Annotated in this window: 21 protein-coding genes and 1 pseudogene; 14 read left to right on the forward strand and 8 right to left on the reverse strand. The window is 30.1% G+C overall.

The genetic code is table 11. The features are described from left to right. The first annotated feature begins 31 nt into the window (after positions 1-31). On the forward strand, positions 32-1,240 hold the full coding sequence (locus N524_RS0110305; RefSeq protein WP_017638413.1) for a sugar efflux transporter: 1,209 nt from the start codon (positions 32-34) through the stop codon (positions 1,238-1,240). Positions 1,241-1,246: 6 nt separating this feature from the next. Continuing rightward, a complete protein-coding gene (locus N524_RS0110310; RefSeq protein ID WP_029056435.1) occupies positions 1,247-1,735 on the forward strand; it encodes a DUF456 domain-containing protein in 489 nt (162 codons plus the stop codon). Positions 1,736-1,848: 113 nt separating this feature from the next. Here N524_RS0110310 and N524_RS0110315 read toward each other — a convergent pair whose 3' ends face one another. Next, entirely contained in the window at positions 1,849-2,538 is a 690-nt protein-coding gene (locus tag N524_RS0110315; RefSeq protein WP_017638411.1) for a DUF1129 family protein, read from the reverse strand. A gap of 128 nt (positions 2,539-2,666) precedes the next feature. Here N524_RS0110315 and N524_RS0110320 point away from each other — a divergent pair, with 128 nt between their 5' ends. The 4 genes from N524_RS0110320 to N524_RS0110335 all read left to right on the forward strand — a co-directional run bounded on the left by N524_RS0110320 (position 2,667) and on the right by N524_RS0110335 (position 4,680). Further along, positions 2,667-3,107 (forward strand): GNAT family N-acetyltransferase, encoded by a 441-nt coding sequence (locus N524_RS0110320; protein WP_029056436.1) that lies wholly within the window; start codon positions 2,667-2,669, stop codon positions 3,105-3,107. Positions 3,108-3,179: 72 nt separating this feature from the next. Then, positions 3,180-3,470 (forward strand): SA0632 family lipoprotein, encoded by a 291-nt coding sequence (locus N524_RS0110325; protein ID WP_017638409.1) that lies wholly within the window; start codon positions 3,180-3,182, stop codon positions 3,468-3,470. A 251-nt stretch (positions 3,471-3,721) separates the two neighbouring features. Then, a complete protein-coding gene (locus tag N524_RS0110330) occupies positions 3,722-4,018 on the forward strand; it encodes a hypothetical protein (RefSeq protein ID WP_017638408.1) in 297 nt (98 codons plus the stop codon). Positions 4,019-4,134: 116 nt separating this feature from the next. Next, positions 4,135-4,680, forward strand: coding sequence for a GNAT family N-acetyltransferase (locus N524_RS0110335; protein ID WP_029056437.1), 546 nt, complete (start codon positions 4,135-4,137; stop codon positions 4,678-4,680). A gap of 72 nt (positions 4,681-4,752) precedes the next feature. On the opposite strand, the gene N524_RS0110340 is transcribed toward N524_RS0110335, so the two are convergent. The 4 genes from N524_RS0110340 to N524_RS0110355 form a co-directional block, all read right to left on the reverse strand. Further along, on the reverse strand, positions 4,753-5,319 hold the full coding sequence (locus N524_RS0110340; protein ID WP_017638406.1) for a TIGR00730 family Rossman fold protein: 567 nt from the start codon (positions 5,317-5,319) through the stop codon (positions 4,753-4,755). A gap of 12 nt (positions 5,320-5,331) precedes the next feature. Next, positions 5,332-5,778, reverse strand: coding sequence for a YaiI/YqxD family protein (locus N524_RS0110345; protein WP_029056438.1), 447 nt, complete (start codon positions 5,776-5,778; stop codon positions 5,332-5,334). A gap of 6 nt (positions 5,779-5,784) precedes the next feature. Next, on the reverse strand, positions 5,785-6,468 hold the full coding sequence (locus tag N524_RS0110350) for a hypothetical protein (RefSeq protein WP_029056439.1): 684 nt from the start codon (positions 6,466-6,468) through the stop codon (positions 5,785-5,787). A 223-nt stretch (positions 6,469-6,691) separates the two neighbouring features. Then, a complete protein-coding gene (locus N524_RS0110355; protein WP_017638403.1) occupies positions 6,692-7,564 on the reverse strand; it encodes an undecaprenyl-diphosphate phosphatase in 873 nt (290 codons plus the stop codon). 218 nt (positions 7,565-7,782) lie between these two features. Between N524_RS0110355 and N524_RS0110360 the strand changes: the two genes are divergently transcribed. Continuing rightward, a complete protein-coding gene (locus N524_RS0110360; RefSeq protein WP_029056440.1) occupies positions 7,783-9,420 on the forward strand; it encodes an ABC transporter ATP-binding protein/permease in 1,638 nt (545 codons plus the stop codon). Continuing rightward, on the forward strand, positions 9,417-11,096 hold the full coding sequence (gene cydC / locus N524_RS0110365; RefSeq protein ID WP_029056441.1) for a thiol reductant ABC exporter subunit CydC: 1,680 nt from the start codon (positions 9,417-9,419) through the stop codon (positions 11,094-11,096). Before N524_RS0110360 ends, cydC begins: the two co-directional genes overlap by 4 nt. 133 nt (positions 11,097-11,229) lie before the next feature. On the opposite strand, the gene N524_RS0110370 is transcribed toward cydC, so the two are convergent. Beyond that, complete coding sequence (locus N524_RS0110370) at positions 11,230-11,673, reverse strand: MarR family winged helix-turn-helix transcriptional regulator (RefSeq protein ID WP_029056442.1); 444 nt, start codon at positions 11,671-11,673, stop codon at positions 11,230-11,232. Between the two features lie 224 nt (positions 11,674-11,897). Here N524_RS0110370 and N524_RS0110375 point away from each other — a divergent pair, with 224 nt between their 5' ends. From N524_RS0110375 to N524_RS0110400, 6 genes and pseudogenes are all read left to right on the forward strand, one after another. Then, the gene (locus tag N524_RS0110375; protein ID WP_029056443.1) at positions 11,898-12,824 is read left to right on the forward strand and encodes a CobW family GTP-binding protein; all 927 of its coding nucleotides are present in this window, start codon (positions 11,898-11,900) and stop codon (positions 12,822-12,824) included. Positions 12,825-12,887: 63 nt separating this feature from the next. Then, positions 12,888-13,796: pseudogene (locus tag N524_RS12895) on the forward strand (aldo/keto reductase). Between the two features lie 27 nt (positions 13,797-13,823). Further along, on the forward strand, positions 13,824-14,132 hold the full coding sequence (locus N524_RS0110385) for a hypothetical protein (protein WP_017638397.1): 309 nt from the start codon (positions 13,824-13,826) through the stop codon (positions 14,130-14,132). Between the two features lie 101 nt (positions 14,133-14,233). Further along, positions 14,234-15,181: a malate dehydrogenase gene (mdh, locus tag N524_RS0110390; protein ID WP_029056444.1), complete on the forward strand. Its 948-nt coding sequence runs from the start codon at positions 14,234-14,236 to the stop codon at positions 15,179-15,181. A 181-nt stretch (positions 15,182-15,362) separates the two neighbouring features. Next, positions 15,363-16,919 (forward strand): SLC13 family permease, encoded by a 1,557-nt coding sequence (locus N524_RS0110395; protein WP_029056445.1) that lies wholly within the window; start codon positions 15,363-15,365, stop codon positions 16,917-16,919. A gap of 222 nt (positions 16,920-17,141) precedes the next feature. Further along, positions 17,142-18,515, forward strand: a complete 1,374-nt coding sequence (locus N524_RS0110400; protein ID WP_029056446.1) for a cryptochrome/photolyase family protein — start codon at positions 17,142-17,144, stop codon at positions 18,513-18,515. A gap of 71 nt (positions 18,516-18,586) precedes the next feature. On the opposite strand, the gene N524_RS0110405 is transcribed toward N524_RS0110400, so the two are convergent. After that, positions 18,587-18,865: a hypothetical protein gene (locus N524_RS0110405; RefSeq protein WP_029056447.1), complete on the reverse strand. Its 279-nt coding sequence runs from the start codon at positions 18,863-18,865 to the stop codon at positions 18,587-18,589. After that, positions 18,862-19,479: a DUF1361 domain-containing protein gene (locus N524_RS0110410; RefSeq protein WP_029056448.1), complete on the reverse strand. Its 618-nt coding sequence runs from the start codon at positions 19,477-19,479 to the stop codon at positions 18,862-18,864. The genes N524_RS0110405 and N524_RS0110410 overlap by 4 nt, the downstream gene beginning before the upstream one ends. Between the last annotated feature and the right edge of the window lie 205 nt (positions 19,480-19,684).

Raw genomic sequence — 19,684 nt, forward strand, 5'->3', positions numbered from 1 at the left:
TTGATTCATATAATGAATAGAGGTTAGTCATATGTTTAAAGAATTACTATATATAAAGAATTATAAGTTGTTTGTTTTGAACATGTTGTTATTAGGTATGGGTATCGCTGTAACAGTACCCTACCTTGTTTTGTTTGCGACAAAGGATTTAGGTATGACCACCAAACAGTATGGTGTGTTACTAGCATTAGCAGCTATAAGCCAATTTACAGTTAATTCGATTATTGCAAGATTTTCAGATACTCATAACATAAATAGAAAATATCTTATAATTACAGCATTAATGATGGGAGCAATTAGCTTTTCCATTTATTTCTTTGTAAAAGATATCTTATTATTTATAATCCTTTATGCTTTATTCCAAGGTTTATTCGCTCCGGCAATGCCACAACTTTATGCATCTGCGAGAGAATCTATTAACGTTTCAAGTTCGCGTAAAAATGCTAAATTTGCTAATACAGTATTACGTTCAATGTTCTCACTAGGCTTCTTATTTGGTCCATTTATTGGCGCGCAACTAATTGAATTGAATGGTTACTCAGGTTTATTTGGCGGAACAGTTTCTATTATTTTATTTACATTAATTTTACAAGTGTTCTTCTATAAAAATTTAAACATCAAACAACCTATTACTCAACAACAACACGTTGAGAAGGTAGCGCCTAATATGTTCAAAGATAAGACACTATTGATCCCGTTTTTAGCTTTTATTTTATTACATATTGGACAATGGATGTATACAATGAACATGCCTTTATTCGTAACTGATTATCTTCACGAAAAGGAAGGCTACGTCGGTTATTTAGCAAGTTTATGTGCAGGTTTAGAAGTACCTTTTATGGTCGTTTTAGGCGTATTATCTACAAAACTCCCGACACGTACGTTACTTATTTATGGTGGTATATTCGGCGGGGCTTTCTATTTTAGTATTAGTTTATTTAAAAATTTCTATATGATGTTGATTGGTCAATTATTTTTAGCCTTTTTCTTAGCTATATTATTAGGAATTGGCATAAGCTACTTCCAAGATATTTTACCGGATTTCCCAGGTTATGCTTCAACATTATTTGCCAACGCAATGGTTATTGGGCAGTTATGTGGTAACTTATTAGGTGGTATGATGAGTGGATGGGTTGGCTTGGAAAATGTTTTCTATGTGTCAGCAGGATCATTGTTCTTAGGGATTATATTAATCTTTTTAACGAAAGATCAAAAAATTACTATATCAGATATGGAGTAGTTAATAATGACGGTATTATTATGGAGTTTAATTACAATTGCATTTATTTTAGCTTTTGTCGGTTTAGTTAAACCGGTCATTCCTTCAGTTTTAGTCTTATGGGTAGGTTTTCTTATTTATCAATTTGGATTTCACAACGGAAGGTTATCTTGGGTGTTCTATATCGCAATGGTTATTTTTACCATTTTGATATTCTTAGCTGATTTTCTAATGAATAAATACTTTGTTGGAAAATATGGTGGATCTAAATTTGGTGAATATGGGGCTATTATTGGCGTGATCATTGGATGCTTTGTAGTTCCGCCATTTGGTATTATCATTGTACCGTTTGTACTTGTACTTATTATCGAGTTAATACAAGGGTATGATTTGAAAAAAGCGATTAAAGTAAGCTGTGGATCGATTATTGCGTTTTTAGCCAGTACAATTGCTCAAGCTATTGTGATGTTTATTATGGTGATATGGTTTATTGTAGATGTTTTTATATTAAATTAGTGAGAATAAATAAATAAGAAGGCAATTTCTATAATTATTAGTAGAAATTGCCTTCTTATTTATTTCAAAGATGTTAAATTCAATTAGAAAATGTGGCCATCAATTCGTGAACATTACATAATCGTATTTGAATTTTTATTAAAATAGTGATGATCAATATAAAATGAAATAGGTGTGATAATGGCGGAAATAATAATAAATGACCAATTACTAACATTGATATAAGGACCAAATGCTAAAAAGGATTGAGGTATAAAAAATACATAAAACAATGCGACAATTAATAGCGCAATTACGGCATAAGTTAATAACCATACCCAATTTGAATTATTAAAGCATTGTAACTGAATCGTTTTAAATATCATCCATATAAATAAGAAAATGATAAATAAGCCAACTATCACTGTAATAGGAAATGTATATAGATAAAGATAGTTACTATCTCCACCAATAAAGAAACCTATAAACCCTTTTAAGAAACAGAAAATACCAATTAGTAATACGAAATGTTGATAAATATATTTAAAGATATTCTTTACTGTTTCATTTGGAAGTTCTTTTAATTGCTTTTTGGCATGCATTTTAGGATTATGGTTAAAGAATTCCATAGCTAACATACCTTTACCTTCTGCACTGATTAAGTGTTTTAATATGCGATTCAACATCACTTCTGAATCATGTGGGTTTACACTTAAATCAGAACGAATATATATCATGTAGTTTTCAAAAATTTCTCTATCCGTATTATTTAAACGTAAAGACTTCACATTATTCTCTTTAGCTAATTGAGCTGTAGACTTCATGAGTGCATAAGCGCTCCTTTAAAAATAATTTTAAGTAAGACTTACCAATACATTAAATTGATAATTTTATTATGCTTAATCATACCATAGAAATACAATGATTATAATATGAAATACAGGAGTAAATGATGAGACAGTTGAATTTGAGTAATCAAAAGTTAATTAACGAGGTAGCAACGATACACGAAAAATTATTAGAATCTCAAGAAGCAAATTATAAAGCAACAAGTACATCGATTGCATTAAGAATTGAAATGATTAATGCTAGATTACGGCATTGCCAAGATATGATATTAATAATTGAAGATAATCAAGAACTACAAGCATTAATTTGGGGGCATTTTGAAAAACAAACTAAGGTTGTGACAATTGAATTATTGTTTGTATATCCTAAATATCGGCGTCAAGGTTTTGCACGACAATTAAAGTTAGCACTAGAAGATTGGGCCATGAAAGAAGGGGCCCAAACAATTCAAAGTACAATAAATACGAAAAATCAAGCTATGTTAAACTTGAATCACCAAATAGGCTATGAAGATACACATATTAAAATGAAGAAAGATTTATAGTAGAAAAATGATTAAATTATTATTTCATGATAAAATGAATTATATTTATAACTGTTTTTAAAGGAGTTTAACATGAAAAAGTGGATTGTATTATTTTTATCTGCAACGCTAATGTTATCCGCATGTGGCAAAAGTCAGGAGAAAGCGACATTAGAAAAGAGTGTAGATAAATTAGAAAAAGAAAACAAATCATTAAAATCACAAAAGAAAAAGTTAAATAAACAAAAAGACGATTTAAAAGATAAACAAGATAAATTACAAAAAGAAGTTGATAACTCTGCTTCAAGTCAATCAACTAGTTCTGATAATAGTGATGATAAGGATACTAATAAAAGCGAGAAGAATAAAACATCTTCTAATTAAGAACAAAATTAAAGAAGTAACAAATTTTAAATCAGAACAGAACCAGCAATAAATCTAATCAAAAGCATCATCTTCAACAGAATAGAATATGATATGATTAAAATATCAACTTAATATCGTCTTGAACGTAAAGTTTGATATACGAAAAAAATGGGTATCGTAATGGATAAATATATATAATAAAAATAAACTATAAAGATTAATATGATTATTGTCATCATTTTCAAAAATGTGAAGAGGAGAGAAGAGCCATGCATGAACAAGATTTTAGTATTTTAGAGGGAAAAGCGCTAACGCTACCAGAATTAGGTAGAGAATTAGAAAATATTACAGGTAGACATGTTGTTGATTCTACAGGTGAAATTAAACGTGTAATTGCGCACTTGCCTAATTTTGAATCAGATACAGATACATTTGTTGCAACATATCACTTAGATCATCAGAATGATTTTATTGATGCTACATTTACAGCACCAAAAAATCAACGTGATCATTTAAAAGAAATTCCAGTTAATATTGAACTTATCAGTTATATAACTAAAAGCTAAATCAAAATTTTAATAAACGAATTATAGCGCGATGTGAATCTTACTGTTTCATAGCGCGTTAATTTTATTATAAAATGTATATAATGATGTATTTACGTAGTAATGGAGTGTAAAAAATGGTTGTTTATATTGAAACTGAGCGCTTGAAATTACGAGATTGGGAAGAAAAAGACTTATTACCTTTTCAAAAAATGAATGCTAACCCACAAGTCAGAAGATATTTCCCAAGTTTATTGAGTTATCGTCGTTCTGAATTAGATATGAAAAAAATGGACCAAATTATTAAAGATTATGGTATTGGTCTATTCTCAGTAGAGCTGAAAGAAACGAATGAATGGCTTGGCTTTATAGGATTAAACTATATTCCTAAAGATAGTGAGTATCCATTTAAAGAATTACCACTTTATGAAATAGGGTGGCGTCTGATTCCTGAAGTTTGGGGAAATGGTATTGCCACTGAAGGTGCAGAAGCGGTACTTAAATTTGCTAAAGAAAAAGACATTTCTAAAGTCTATAGTTTTACTGCTGAAACAAACCTATCTTCAAGAAAAGTCATGGAAAAAATAGGAATGTCATTTTATGATCATTTTGAATTCCCTAACTTGAGTAAGTATCATCCTTTGAAAAGACATGTGAGATATGTGATTGATTTAGATAAATAATTGAAGTGACCCCACTAGAAATTATTTTTTGAATAAATTCTAGTGGGGTATTTTGGTTTTAACAGAAATTATTTAATCATAAGTACGAACGCCTAAAGGTTTATAATTGAGTAAACCTTCAAGTAACGCTTCTTTAGTATCGAAGAGTGGAGCGAGTTGACGATATTTTTCATCAATAAATCCTTCTTTAATCATATGATCGATTAACCCTTGTAATGGTTCAAAGAAACCATTGATATTGTATACGCCAATTGGTTTTTGATGAATACCAATTTGAGCCCAACTATACATTTCAAAGAATTCTTCTAGTGAGCCGGCACCACCCGGAGCCATAACAAAAGCATCAGCAAGCTCAGTCATTTTATTTTTTCTTTCATGCATTGAATCTACTAAAATAAGTTCACTTACTTTTTGGCTTGTAATTTCTTTTTCATCAAGCATTTTTGGCATTACACCAATCGCTTTACCACCATGGTCTAAAACGCCATCTTGAATAGCGCCCATAATACCCACAGATCCAGCTCCGAAAACTAATTCGTAACCTTTTTCAGCCATATATTTACCTAGTTCATATGCTTCTTTAACGTATGTGTCATCTTTTCCTTTGCTTGCGCCACAATAAACTGCAATTTTCTTCATTATGTACCTCCATTAAAGTTGATGTAAAAGCTTATTAAATTGTTGTTCAAAGTGTTGTTTATCCTGTTTCGTAAATGGGGGAGGTCCTTTATGTCTGCCTCCTTGCTTACGAATTTGAGCATTAATATAACGTTGGTCTAGCAATTGTTGAATATTATCATTATTAAATGTAAATCCTTTATGGTGCATGACATACTTTACTTTGTTGAGTAATAGACTAGCTAAACCATAATCTTGTGTAATAACGATATCTTCTGAAGATGATAATTGGACAATTTTATAGTCTACCGATTCAGGACCATCATCCACATAGACAGTATTTACATGTTTAGGTTCAATTTGATTTGAGAAGTGACTAAAACTACGTATAATTGTAACAAAAATGCCTGTCCCTTGTGTTAAATCAATCACTGAATTAACAACTGGACAAGCATCTCCGTCAATAATAATGCGTGTCATGAAAGATTAAGCCTCATTATTATTTTCTTTATTTTGTTTAACTACACTTTTAGCTGTGTAATCTTTATATTTTTTAAATTCTTTTTTTCTAGATTTGTCGGCTTCTTCACGTAGTTTATCTTCTTCTTTATGGCGTTTTTCGATTTCTTTTTGAAGCTTTTTCTCCATCTTTTTAGCTTCTTTACGATTTTCTTTTTCTAACTTTTCGCCTTTTTTCTCAGTTTTTTCATCAAGCTTACCTGGTGTTAATCCTACTTTTTCTTCGTATTTTTGAGTTTTCTTCATATCTTTAATACGTTGTTTTTCGTTTTCTTCACGTTGTTTATCTTCTTCTTTGTGACGTTTTTCAATATTTTTTTGAAGCTTTTTATCCATTTTGTCTGCTTCTTTGCGATTTTGCTTCGCTAATTTTTCGCCTTTTTTCTCAATATAAGCTGGGTCATTTTCTTTAGCGATTTTTTTCAATTCACGTTTATTATCAAATTCTTGTTTCTTGTCACCAACGTATGTCTTAACGTCAGAAGTCTTGTTAGAAATAGCAGATGTTGTTTTAGATGCTGCTCTAGATGTAGCATCAGTCGCTTTTTTAACATCAGGATGATCTTTTATTTTTTTACGTTCTACGACTAACGGAACGATGATGATAGGTAAAACATTAATTGCTGTTTTTATGAGTTTCTTTTTGTCCATACTCGTTGCCTCCATTAATTTTTACTATTTTTATCCATACCCTATGATACATGAAAATAAACTACTGTTGGTAACAATAATGTACGAAATTTGGTTTGAAAGATAATTTTGTTAAAGGGCGTGATTTAAAATTAACATTGTATTATTTATTAATGTTAAGTAAGAAAAAACCGTTGAGAAAAGTAACTTGTTCTCAACGGTAATTAGTCTTAAAAATGTTTAATTAGATACCTTTACCTATACCAAAACCGAAATAAAGGATAGCTATGACAACTACTAATATAATTCGATAAATTGCAAACGGTACTAATTTGATTTTATTAATAAGATGTAAGAATGTTTTAATTGCTATTAAACCTACAATAAATGCAGCTAAGAAACCTAATAAATAAAATGGAATATGCGCTAAATGAATATATTCATAATGTTTTAATAAAGATAATCCGCTTGCTGCAAGCATGATTGGTACTGACATGATAAATGTGAAGTCAGATGCCGCTTTATGGTTCATTTTCATTAAGACACCAGTTGAAATCGTTGAACCAGAACGACTGAACCCTGGCCACATAGCAATGGCTTGAGAAATACCAATAACGAATGCTTGGAAATAATTAATTTGATCTACAGTTTGTGGATGAGTTACTTTTTCAGAATACTTATCAGCGATAATCATATAGATTGCACCTAGGAAAAGACCAATCATAACTGTTGGTACACTAAATAAATATTTTTCAATGACATCATCAAATAAGAAACCTAAAATACCGGCTGGAATCATACCTACTAAAACATGCATCAAATTCAATCTTTTTGGTTTTGAACGACGTCCAGTAGTCGCTTGTTGCTCAGGTTGATGTTTCCCAATATGTAATATTTCAAAGAAGCGTTCTCTGAACACCCATGCTGCCGCAAATACAGAACCTAATTGAATAACAACTTTAAAGGTGAAAGCTGATTGCTCACCTAAAAATTTAGTGGACTTTAACCACATATCATCAACAAGAATCATATGTCCTGTAGAGGAAACAGGAGCAAATTCAGTTAGACCTTCTACGATACCTAAAATAAGCCCCTTGATTAATTCAAGTAATAACATAATGTACCTACTTTCATATATTAAATGTTTTTTTGACTATTTCAAATTCACCATATAATAATAGCATACTCATTTCAAAGCACGCTACAAATAGTAATAACACTAGACCAAAGTATGAGAAAGATTTGTCGTCATATAATTGTCAAAAGCACTATCGTTGTACATTAATCTTTCAATCTTTAATATAGAGATTATAATAAAAATCAGGTGAATATCTAGTGGAAAAATTAATGCAATTAGTATTTAAGTATAAAATTTATCCTGCATTAATGCTAATAGTATGTATATTGTTAGCATTATTTGTAGTTTTACAGAATATAGCAATAGCAGACTTTTTAAATATAATGTTATTTAAAGCAAAACAATCGCCAATGATTATACTCAGTTTTATTTTTGTAGTATTGATGATACGTGCAACTTTGAATTTTTGTAATCAATTATTAGGTAACCGTTTATCTATTAAAGTTAAACATGACTTGCGTCAACGAGTGATTCGCCACCAATCAACACAATCAGTTGGTGAGGAAATGACACTTTTAACAGAAACAATAAATGGTATTGCGCCATTTTATCAAAGTTACTTGCCGCAAGTATTTAAGTCAATGATGATTCCTTTAGCTATTATGATTGCGATGTGCTTTGTTCATTTAAACACAGCATTGATAATGATCATAACTGCACCGTTCATTCCATTATTTTATATTATATTTGGGTTGAAAACTCGGGATGAATCTAAGGATCAAATGACTTATTTAAATCAATTTGGACAACGATTTCTCAATATGACACATGGGTTAATCACTTTGAAATTATTTAACCGAACAAAACAAACGGAAAATAAAATCTATGAAGATAGTACACATTTTAGAGATTTAACAATGAAAATTTTGAGAAGTGCATTTTTATCAAGTTTAATGTTAGAGTTTATCAGCTTATTAGGAATTGGACTTGTAGCATTAGAAGCAGCACTGAGTCTCGTTGTTTTTCATACGATTGATTTTAAAACAGCAGCAATCGCTATTATTTTAGCTCCAGAATTTTATAATGCCATTAAGGATTTAGGACAAGCGTTTCATACGGGCAAACAAAGTGAAGGTGCAAGTGATGTTGTATTTGAATATTTAGAAAGTACATCAGAAAATGGTGTACTTATAAATTATTATCATACAAACCAATCCCCACTTATAAGCTTAAGCAATGTCATGTTTAAATATAGTAATGAAAAGGGGAATGACTTCTCAATTAAACATGTCACTCTCGATATTAATGAACATGAACACATCGCATTAGTTGGACCAAGTGGGGCAGGTAAAACTACCTTTGCTAAATTAATAAGTCAATCTCTTAAACCTACAGAAGGTCATGTCTCATATAAATATGATCAAATGCAAATAGGTATTTTAAGTCAACGTCCATACATTTTTACTGCCACAATTAAAGATAATATTTCAATGTTTAATGACGTTAGTGATGACATTATTTTAGAAGCATTAGAGCAAGTGCAATTAAAAGAAAAGGTACAATCATTAAAAAATGGAATCCATACACTAATTGGTGATGGTGGAGAAATGTTATCTGGTGGGCAGATGAGAAGAATTGAATTGTGTCGTTTACTTGTAATGAAACCAGACTTAGTCATACTTGATGAACCAGCAACTGGTTTAGATATAGAAACGGAACAAGTGATTCAAAGCGTGATGCATCATCAATTTAAAGCAACGACGCAACTTATAATTGCTCATAGAGACTCCACAATTAGACAAGCAACACGACGTTTATATATACATGATGGTGAGATTATTAAAGATGATAAAAATATTTCAGTTAATGTTAAAGAAAATGGTGATGAATCATGAAGTCACGAATTCAATTTAAAATTGATAAAGATTTAGTAATAGCAATAGCTATAGGTGTCGTGGGGAGTTTAGTTGCTTTAGCGATGTTCTTTCTAAGTGGATATATGGTTACTGAAAGTGCGTTAGGAGCTCCATTATATGCTTTAATGGTGTTAGTTGTTTCGGTTAAACTATTTGGTTTTTTAAGAGCGATATCTCGATATTATGAAAGATTATATTCTCATCGTACGACCTTTACTATGTTAAGAAATGTAAGAACACAATTCTTTAAAGGACTGGTTAGAGTAGTACCAGATGTTTATCGAAAATATAATTCTAGCGATTTAATTTCACGTATGGTAAGTGGAGTAGAGGCATTACAAAACATATACTTAAGAGTTTATTATCCGCCTATTGTCATAGGAATAACTGCATTGATAACGATAGCAGTATATTTATTCATCTCACCAGCACATGCAATATTAATTGCAGCGAGTATGATATTGACATTATGGCTTGTTCCATTTTTAAGTGCTAAAAGAGCACGTAAATTGAAGACAGTAGTATCACACCAACAAAGACAATTTTTAACAAGATTTTTTGATTATCGTGAAGGATTTCAAGAATTACAACGCTTTAATAAGGACGAAGATTATAAGAATGATGTATTACAACATTTACAACAATATGATGCATTGCAAAGTAAAGAACAGGGATTTTTAACTGTTTATGATTATTTACTAAATATCATTGCTATGGTATCAATTTTTGCTACATTAGTTTTGGGCGCTATTCAAGTCCATACACACTCTTTAGATGTTGTATATTTAACCAGTATTGTATTAATGATATTAACTTTGTTTGAACAAGCTGTACCAATGAGTAATGTAGCTTTTTATAAAGCAGATACAGATCAATCGTTATCAGAAATTAATGAAGTTATTCAAAACGATGATATATCCAAAGAACATCTATATACAGATTCAGACAAAACTAATGAACATGATTTATATGAAGTAAAAGATGTAACATTTAAATATGACAATCAAGAACTATCAGTATTGAATCATGTTTCATTTCATATTAAAGAAGGTGAACGTGTCGCTATTATCGGTCCATCTGGTAGCGGTAAGAGTACGCTATTACATGTTTTGTTAGGATTATATCAAGTAAGCAGCGGACAGGTAACGTTAAATCAAACAGATGTATTTCAAATTAAAGAAGAAGAAAAATATCATCAAATCAATGCATTACTACAATCACAACAATTATTCGACGGAACCATCAAAGATAATTTACTGACAGATTGTGATGAAGATGATATGCGGCATACGTTAAAAGCGTTAAATTTGAGTCATTTAGCTTTAAATCAAGAAATAACAATGGATGGAAATACTTTATCAGGCGGAGAAATTCAACGATTAAACATGGCACGTTTATTATTAAAAAATCAAGCTAATATATGGATTTTAGATGAGCCAACTACTGGTCTAGATACTCATCGTACGGATCAATTGATGACATTAATTGATAAACAAGCTAAAACATTAATTGTTGCTACGCATGATTTACGTTTATTACCATATTTTGATAAAATTTTAATTATGATAGACGGTGAAATCAAAGAAGCAGGTAGTTATCATTCACTTATCCAAAATAAAGGATATTTATATAAAATAACTCAATTGAACCAATGAGTAAAAATGTGATTGATAGTTTCTAGAAAAATAAAAATGCTCTAAAGCACTGAGATGTACTTTAGAGCATTTTTATACTTTGAAAGTGTTTGATTCTAACCTTTAACTTTAAATTACCATGACAAAAGCTTAATTAATTATCTTTAGCTTCATTAAATGCATCAATGACTTTACCTAAAAGACGGTTAAGTTCATCCACTTCATCAAGTGATAATGATGAAGCAGTTGCAACTTTTTCAGAAGCATTGCTAAGTTCGGGTCTAATTTTTTCGCTTTTATCAGTCAAGTGAATAAATACTTCACGTTGATCGACTTCGGAACGTTCACGTTTGATTAAATCAACTTGTTCCATTCGTTTTAATAGTGGGGATACTGTACCAGTATCAAGTGCTAGTTCAGTCACAACCTTTTTAACATTTACGGGAGATTCATCCCATAAAATTGTTAATACAAGGAATTGTGGGTAAGTTAAATTGTACTTTTTAAAGACTTTGTTTGAATAGTAGCGATTTACTTGTCTTTGTGCATTGTACAAACTAAAGCATAGTTGCTCTTTTAAATTATGTTGATCAGACATTAAAGTTCTCCTCCAGACATTCTATCCGTTTTTCTCTCTATTCGGATTGGAATCCGTCTATGTTGTGCGGAATATAATTCACAACACACTGTGATTCAATGTCATGCTAAAATTAAAGTATGTTTAAAGTTTAGAAGATATCTATCGTTAAATCAAGCAAAAAGATAATTAAATATTTATGTTATCATTTTTAAAAATACTTGTAATAGAAAAGGAATTTTACAATGAAAAATAATAAATCTAGAAAAATATCAATTTCTATCATAAGCGGTTTTTTAGGTAGTGGTAAAACTACGTTACTGACACATTATATTAGTGAATTATTAAAAATTGATGAGAAAATAAAAGTGATTATGAATGAATTTGGCTCATTTGATGTAGATAGTCAAAATTTAGATTCAAATATAGAAGTACGATCAATTATTAATGGTTGTGTGTGTTGTGACTTAAAAACTGATTTAATTAATCAAATTCAATCTTTAATTCAAAAAGATGATTGTAATCATATTATTATAGAAGCAACAGGAGTCGCTAATCCTATCGAAATCTTTGCTGCATGTCAAGATCCAACCATAGTTGATAATATAGACATGCCACAAATTATAAGTGTAGTGGATGTTGAAAGATTTTTAAATAGGAATGATTACACTAGTTCCACACAAACGTTAATGGAAGAGCAACTTGAAATGAGTGATTTATTAGTCATTAACAAAATGGATTGCGTTGATTTTGAAGAAATAAATAAAATAGAGAACGAAATAAATAAAATTAATCCGAGTGCACCGCATATTTTGACTACTTATGGAAAGTTTGACATCAGTCAACTTCGAAACCAAACAGATAAAACAACAAAACTTCATCAACATCACCATCATCACGGTATTATTAGTATGAAATATACGTTTACTAGTCCTATTGACCGTCAATTATTTTACCAATTTATTATGCAATTACCGAAAAATGTATTGAGATTAAAAGGTTATTTAAAATTTAGAGACAATCCTAATGAAACAATTGAGTTTCAATATTCATATGGTTTACCAGACTTTGGGGCTATAGCTAAAGAAATGCCATTAACGATAGTGATTATAGGGGAACATATAGATGTAAATCGACTCAGAAATAAATTGGATATGTTACAATTTACTTAATTTAAATTTCAACTGTTCCTAACTGAAGTGAATACATTATAAAAAATAAGGGTCGTGATTATAATGGAAAGAACACAAATTAACCAATATGTTCATTTTTCAAAAATTGTGCAAGGATTTTGGCGGGCTAATGAATGGCAACTATCAGATCAAGCATTAAATCGTTTTATTAATCAACTTGTAGAACGTGGTATTACAATTATGGATCATGCAGATATTTATGGCGATTATCAAAATGAAACGCTTTTTGGTAAAGCATTAAAATTATCACCACAATTGCGTGAACAAATACAAATTGTTTCAAAATGCGGTATTGTTTTACCATCTGAAACTCAAACATTTACAGATGGACACCGATATGATCATAGCCACCAACACATTATTAAGTCAGTAAATCATTCATTAGAACGATTAAATGTAGATTATTTAGATAGTTTATTGATTCATAGACCGTCACCATTAATGAATCCCGATGAAATTACAGATGCTCTAAAAGAATTGGTTAATGAAGGTAAAATTAAATCATTTGGAGTATCTAACTTTAATGAAACGCAATATGATTTATTAAAACAAAGTCTTAATCATGATAAGTTGCACATTAGTATCAATCAACTTGAATTGTCACCATAGCAAACAGATATACTACATAATGGTGTAATGGATAAAATGTATCAAAATCAAGTTAAAGTGATGGCTTGGAGTCCTTTTGCGGGAGGTAAGCTGTTTGATACTTCTGACGATAAAAGTAGACGCCTCATGTCAGTCATTGAACCTTTAGCAAATAAATATCAAGTGAACGTTTCTGCTATTATGATAGCTTGGTTAATTAGACATCCTAATGAGGTGATGCCAATATTAGGAACACGATCTATTGAAAAAATTGATGCAGCTACTGCTGGATTAAATGTTGAATTAACTGATCAAGAGTGGTTTGATATATACACTGCGGCATTAGGTCGAGATATTTTATAATTAAATGTTAGGAAGGATTTATAAAGAATGAATAATGAAGATAAACGACAGAAACAACTTAAATTTGAACGTAATTTAATTATGATTCCTTATTTAATATTTGCAGTCATTGTACTATTATGCAATATTTTTTATCCCGAGATATTAGTGACAATGACCTTATTCGGATTGTTATTTGCGTATAATTTAGGACTACTTTTTATTGCATTTATACGTCACTTTAAACGTACACTCATATTAACGCTTGTGTTAACTATATTAAGCGGAGCAGCATTCTTTACGCTGTTATATGTTTTTGGTATAAATCATGAAATTTTTGGTCAAATTAAAAAATAAATTACACATACAACTAAAAAACTCTGATATTTCAATGTTATAATAATATTGAAATATCAGAGTTTTATTTTTTAATATTTAATGATTGGGGAGTGTGCAGGATGAATAAACGAAATAAGGTTTCGATTATTGGTGCAGGGCAAACTGGCTCTACATTGGCTTTTATTTTGGCTCAAAATGAAAGCGCTGACATAGTTGTTGTTGATAGACCACAGTCTGAAAATGTGGTTAAAGGTAAAGCGTTAGATATACTAGAAAGTGCTCCAATATTTAATTTTAATGTAGATATTAAAGGAACTGCTGATTATTCTGAAATACAAGATTCAGATGTTGTAGTCATAACTGCAGGAATTGCTAGAAAACCAGGAATGAGTAGAGATGATTTAATACAAACTAATGAAGATATTGTTCACCTTAGTGCACAACAAATAGCTAAATATTCACCGAATGCCATTATCATAGTATTAACTAATCCTGTAGATGCTATGACATACTCTGCATTAGTTGCTTCTGGATTTTCTAAAAATAAAGTATTAGGACAATCCGGTGTATTAGATAGTGCGCGTTATCAAACATTCATTGCCAAAGAACTTGATGTGTCTGTTGAAGACGTACAAGGCTTAGTATTAGGTGGACATGGCGATACAATGGTGCCATTAATCAATTCTACTCAAGTCAATGGCATTCCAATAGCTGAATTATTAGAACAAAATATAATAGAACAGATTGTTGATAGAACACGCAAAGGCGGTGCTGAAATAGTTCAATTGTTAGGAAATGGTTCAGCTTATTATGCTCCTGCTGCAGCGGTTTATGAAATGGTTGAAACAATATTGAAAGATAAGCATCGTATATTAGCAGCAATTACGTATGCTCAAGGTAAATATGGATATGACGATATTTGTTTAGGATTACCTGTGAAATTAGGAAGAAATGGTGTGGAAAATATCGTTGAGTTGAATTTAAGTGATTCTGAACGTGAACAATTGGATAAATCAGCATTATCAGTGGAAAAGGTTAAAGAAACGCTTAAATACAAACTAAAATAATTCATTTCCAATTAAATTTAACATAGATTAAAATATTTAATTGAGTGTAGTTTAGTTAGTTGTATAATATTTATTTTGAAAATTGAGTATTGTGTGTCTTTTGTAATTGGTTATATTGGATAAAGCGTTTTCTTGATATAATTTATAGTAACAAGATAATGATAATAAGGAGTAGGTGCACATGTCTAAAGCAAAACAATCCTCCCAGAATGTTCATAACCAACCAGGTAAGAAAGAGAAAAAAGGCTATAAGCCTATATGGATAATTGTAAGCTTTGTTATATTAATTGCCATTATACTTTTACCTACACCAGCTGGGTTGCCTATTATGGCTAAAATGGCTTTAGCTATTTTAGCATTTGCAGTAATTATGTGGGTGACAGAAGCGGTGTCTTACCCTGTTTCAGCGACGTTAATTTTAGGTTTAATCATACTGTTACTTGGGTTTAGTCCAGTTCAAAACTTATCAGAACAATTAGGTAATCCCAAAAATGGTGATGCTATTATAAAAGGTAGTGAGATGTTAGGGACTAATAATGCTTTAACACAAGCGTTTAGTGGTTTCTCTACATCTGCAGTAGCCTTAGTTGCAGCAGCATTATTTTTAGCAGCTGCTATGCAAGAAACGAACTTACACAAACGTTTAGCATTATTAGTATTATCTATTGTTGGAAATAAAACAAAGAACATTGTTATTGGTGCTATTCTTGTTTCCATAGTACTAGCATTTTTTGTTCCTTCTGCAACTGCAAGAGCAGGAGCTGTAGTACCTATATTATTAGGTATGATCGCAGCATTTAAAGTATCAAAAGAAAGTAAACTTGCTTCACTTTTAATTATTACATCTGTTCAAGCTGTTTCGATTTGGAATATAGGTATTAAAACAGCTGCAGCACAAAATATTGTTGCAATTAATTTTATTAACCAAAATTTAGGCCATGACGTTTCATGGGGCGAATGGTTCTTATATGCTGCACCATGGTCAATACTAATGTCTATTGCCCTTTATTTTATTATGATAAAAGTCATGCCGTCAGAACGAGAATCTATTGAGGGTGGGAAAGCGCTAATTAAAGAAGAATTAAATCAATTAGGTCCTGTTAAACCTCGTGAATGGCGTTTAATTATTATTTCAGTTTTACTATTACTATTTTGGTCAACTGAAAAGGTATTACATCCTATTGATTCTGCTTCAATTACATTAATAGCATTAGGTATTATGTTGATGCCTAAAGTTGGTGTAATTACTTGGAAAGGCGTAGAAAAGAAAATACCTTGGGGCACAATTATTGTATTTGGTGTTGGTATTTCATTAGGTAATGTATTGTTAAAAACAGGTGCCGCACAATGGTTAAGTGACCAAACATTCGGGTTGATGGGACTTAAAGGATTACCTATTATTGCGACAATAGCACTCATTACATTATTTAATATTTTAATACACTTAGGATTTGCGAGTGCTACTAGTTTATCTTCTGCATTGATTCCTGTCTTTATTTCACTAACATCTACGTTACATTTAGGAGATCAATCTATTGGATTTGTATTAATACAACAATTTGTTATTAGTTTTGGATTCTTATTACCAGTAAGTGCGCCTCAAAACATGCTTGCATACGGAACTGATACATTTACTGTTAAAGATTTCTTGAAATCAGGTATTCCATTAACTATTGTTGGATACATTCTTGTTATTATTTTCAGTTTAACTTACTGGAAATGGTTAGGTTTAGTATAAAAATATAGCTATAGGTTTTGTTTTATTTCTTGGGAAATATCAGAGCTATGATTTATAAGAGCTTGAGAGCAACTATTGTTCTCAAGCTTATTTTAATATTTGGATTTTTATTTACTTCATTATTATTGATTGCAGCATATATTTATTATTTTTATATGTATTAATTAAACTCATAGTAGGGTATTAAACAAACTATAAAAAATAATAGGTGGTAACAATAGAATGAAAATAGGTGTTGTATTAAATCGAGTTTTTAGAATAAATCATAATCCATTATTAGCGTATATTTATCAGTGTTTAGATGATATTGAATCATGTGTGTTTATCATTCCTGTAGAGCAATTTGGAGATCATTCACAATTAAAAGAGACATTTTATAAAGGAACGTTAAAGAAATTTGTAAATGAATTACATAACAATCATATTTCAGTAAATATGATTGATTACGATCAATTAATTGAATTTTGTGAGTCACAAGAGTTGGATAAGGTTGTTATGGCTAGTGATATTATGAGTTATCATAAAGAAGAATATGACTATCCTCATCAAAAACAACATTTCAATAAAGCTTCAATTGAAGTCCAACCCATAAGAGTACAACATTATTTTAATCCGAAGAAAACATTTAATAATCAAGGCGAACCATATAAAGTGTTTACAAGTTTTTATAAAAAATGGCGCCCATACGTCATGCAAAGAAAAATAGATCAATACAAATTAAAAGATATAGCCAATAAAACATCATCGTCTGAAAAGAAATTGAAACTAGATGTTGAAGATAGAGGATTAGCAGAAAAAGACGTTCAGCAACAATGGCAAAGTTTTTTAGAACATGATATTCAAAATTATGAATCAAATAGAGAATATCTTCCTGAAGTGTTGACCAGTCAACTTAGCATTGCTTTGGCATATGGTCTTATTGATATTATTCAAGTATTTAATGATTTACTACAAGGTTATGACATGGATGAATCAAATTATGAAGCTTTTATAAGAGAGTTAATTTTTAGAGAGTTTTATTATGTATTAATGACGCAATATCCAGAAACTGCAAATGTAGCATTTAAAGAAAAATACCAACACATTGATTGGGTAAATAATGAACATCAATTTACAAAATGGAAAAATGGAGAAACAGGTTTTCCAATTATTGATGCTGCAATGGAAGAACTCAATCAAACTGGTTATATGCATAATAGAATGAGAATGGTAACCTCTCAATTTTTAACTAAAGATTTATTAATAGATTGGACATGGGGAGAAGCATATTTTAAAGATAAACTGATTGATTATGATAGTGCGTCTAATGTTCATGGATGGCAATGGTCTGCATCAACTGGTACAGATGCCGTGCCATATTTCAGAATGTTTAATCCGATGAGACAGAGTGAACGTTTTGATTCTAAAGCATTATATATAAAAAGATGGTTACCCGTTTTTAATGATGTCGATGCAAAGTTATTGCATGATACCAAGAAAAATCAAAAGAAATTGAAGCAGCAAGGGATTGAATTAGGTCAAAATTACCCTAAACAAATGGTGAATCATAACGATAGCCGCGAGCGAGTAATGTCATTATTCAAGTCATTGTCATAAAAAAAGTTGTTAATAGTAATATTTTGAAGTGTAATATTCAAAACGTCATTACTATTAACAACCATAAGATTTTATTTAAGCCAAAATAAGCAAACGTACACTGCTACATATTCGAAAAACGTTAAAATATACATATATTTTAACCGTAATTTAACGCCTAATGGAACATTCCAATTAGGGAAACGTCGTTCATAATAAAAAACTTGTAAAATAAACAATCCTATTCCTAGAGGTAAAAACATTAAAATAATACTTTTAGCATAGCTAAACCCAATATCGTGAATAAAATGTCCGATAATGAGCTGTATAATTACAATAATTACTAATAAGATAAGTAAGTTAAAAATCATTTTTGTAGTCGAACTCCTTTTACAAATAAAATGATTGCTGATTGCATGATGACCATTAATAATACAAATATAAATGTTTTAAGATTAAACACACTTATAACTTCGTAAAAGATTTTAAGGGGTTCATTGATTAAATAAACAGTATGAATTCTTAAAAAACGACCCATGTAAATGCCTAAACCATTTAAAAACATAAGAATAATAACTAATGCTCGGTTCAACCAAATATGTGTTGTAAAATGTAAGATTTCCATGAAAATCAATATCATAACATACATTGCTAAAAAGACACCTAGCATTAAATAAGTAAAGAAAATCCATTCTTTTAAGTTTAATCCAATTAAGAAGTTGAATTGAAATTGGTTTAAATGAATTAAATCAGTAATCATGTAAAAGGTATTTGGAACAAGTAATAAAAAGATCATTCCAAATATGACAAATAATGGCCATTCAAATTTTTTCATTGGTTTAAATAACTTTAATAATAAACACAATTCAAATGGAATATATGCTAAAAATAAATTTAAAGTCATAAAGTTGAATATTTTTGTTTCGAACAAGGATATAGTAAATAGAATGATAAAATAGATTCTTGCTATATATCGAGGTTGCATGATAAACACTACTTTCATAACATCGTTTTTGAAATTTGATTTAATATTTTTTCTTTTAAAGCGTAAAAAATATTTGAGTTTTAATAATATCGCTATGAGCAACAGTAATCAACTAAAAGAGTATGAAAGTTAAATATTTATTATAGTAAAATAAGATTGGAATTAAATGATTACATTATTAAAACGCCTTACTGTTAATTTTTTT

Source organism: Staphylococcus sp. URHA0057, assembly GCF_000620265.1.
GTDB classification, from domain to species: Bacteria; Bacillota; Bacilli; order Staphylococcales; family Staphylococcaceae; genus Staphylococcus; species Staphylococcus pasteuri.

What these genes read in the sequence shown, in the direction of transcription:
- mdh (WP_029056444.1), top strand. Translation starts at nt 14,234, where the DNA reads ATGAATAAACGAAATAAGGTTTCGATTATTGGTGCAGGGCAAACTGGC.
- N524_RS0110315 (WP_017638411.1), bottom strand. Translation starts at nt 2,538, where the DNA reads ATGAAGTCTACAGCTCAATTAGCTAAAGAGAATAATGTGAAGTCTTTA.
- cydC (WP_029056441.1), top strand. Translation starts at nt 9,417, where the DNA reads ATGAAGTCACGAATTCAATTTAAAATTGATAAAGATTTAGTAATAGCA.
- N524_RS0110320 (WP_029056436.1), top strand. Translation starts at nt 2,667, where the DNA reads ATGAGACAGTTGAATTTGAGTAATCAAAAGTTAATTAACGAGGTAGCA.
- N524_RS0110340 (WP_017638406.1), bottom strand. Translation starts at nt 5,319, where the DNA reads ATGAAGAAAATTGCAGTTTATTGTGGCGCAAGCAAAGGAAAAGATGAC.
- N524_RS0110395 (WP_029056445.1), top strand. Translation starts at nt 15,363, where the DNA reads ATGTCTAAAGCAAAACAATCCTCCCAGAATGTTCATAACCAACCAGGT.
- N524_RS0110305 (WP_017638413.1), top strand. Translation starts at nt 32, where the DNA reads ATGTTTAAAGAATTACTATATATAAAGAATTATAAGTTGTTTGTTTTG.
- N524_RS0110375 (WP_029056443.1), top strand. Translation starts at nt 11,898, where the DNA reads ATGAAAAATAATAAATCTAGAAAAATATCAATTTCTATCATAAGCGGT.
- N524_RS0110350 (WP_029056439.1), bottom strand. Translation starts at nt 6,468, where the DNA reads ATGGACAAAAAGAAACTCATAAAAACAGCAATTAATGTTTTACCTATC.
- N524_RS0110410 (WP_029056448.1), bottom strand. Translation starts at nt 19,479, where the DNA reads ATGCAACCTCGATATATAGCAAGAATCTATTTTATCATTCTATTTACT.
- N524_RS0110310 (WP_029056435.1), top strand. Translation starts at nt 1,247, where the DNA reads ATGACGGTATTATTATGGAGTTTAATTACAATTGCATTTATTTTAGCT.
- N524_RS0110345 (WP_029056438.1), bottom strand. Translation starts at nt 5,778, where the DNA reads ATGACACGCATTATTATTGACGGAGATGCTTGTCCAGTTGTTAATTCA.
- N524_RS0110330 (WP_017638408.1), top strand. Translation starts at nt 3,722, where the DNA reads ATGCATGAACAAGATTTTAGTATTTTAGAGGGAAAAGCGCTAACGCTA.
- N524_RS0110400 (WP_029056446.1), top strand. Translation starts at nt 17,142, where the DNA reads ATGAAAATAGGTGTTGTATTAAATCGAGTTTTTAGAATAAATCATAAT.
- N524_RS0110405 (WP_029056447.1), bottom strand. Translation starts at nt 18,865, where the DNA reads ATGATTTTTAACTTACTTATCTTATTAGTAATTATTGTAATTATACAG.
- N524_RS0110355 (WP_017638403.1), bottom strand. Translation starts at nt 7,564, where the DNA reads ATGTTATTACTTGAATTAATCAAGGGGCTTATTTTAGGTATCGTAGAA.
- N524_RS0110325 (WP_017638409.1), top strand. Translation starts at nt 3,180, where the DNA reads ATGAAAAAGTGGATTGTATTATTTTTATCTGCAACGCTAATGTTATCC.
- N524_RS0110385 (WP_017638397.1), top strand. Translation starts at nt 13,824, where the DNA reads ATGAATAATGAAGATAAACGACAGAAACAACTTAAATTTGAACGTAAT.
- N524_RS0110335 (WP_029056437.1), top strand. Translation starts at nt 4,135, where the DNA reads ATGGTTGTTTATATTGAAACTGAGCGCTTGAAATTACGAGATTGGGAA.
- N524_RS0110370 (WP_029056442.1), bottom strand. Translation starts at nt 11,673, where the DNA reads ATGTCTGATCAACATAATTTAAAAGAGCAACTATGCTTTAGTTTGTAC.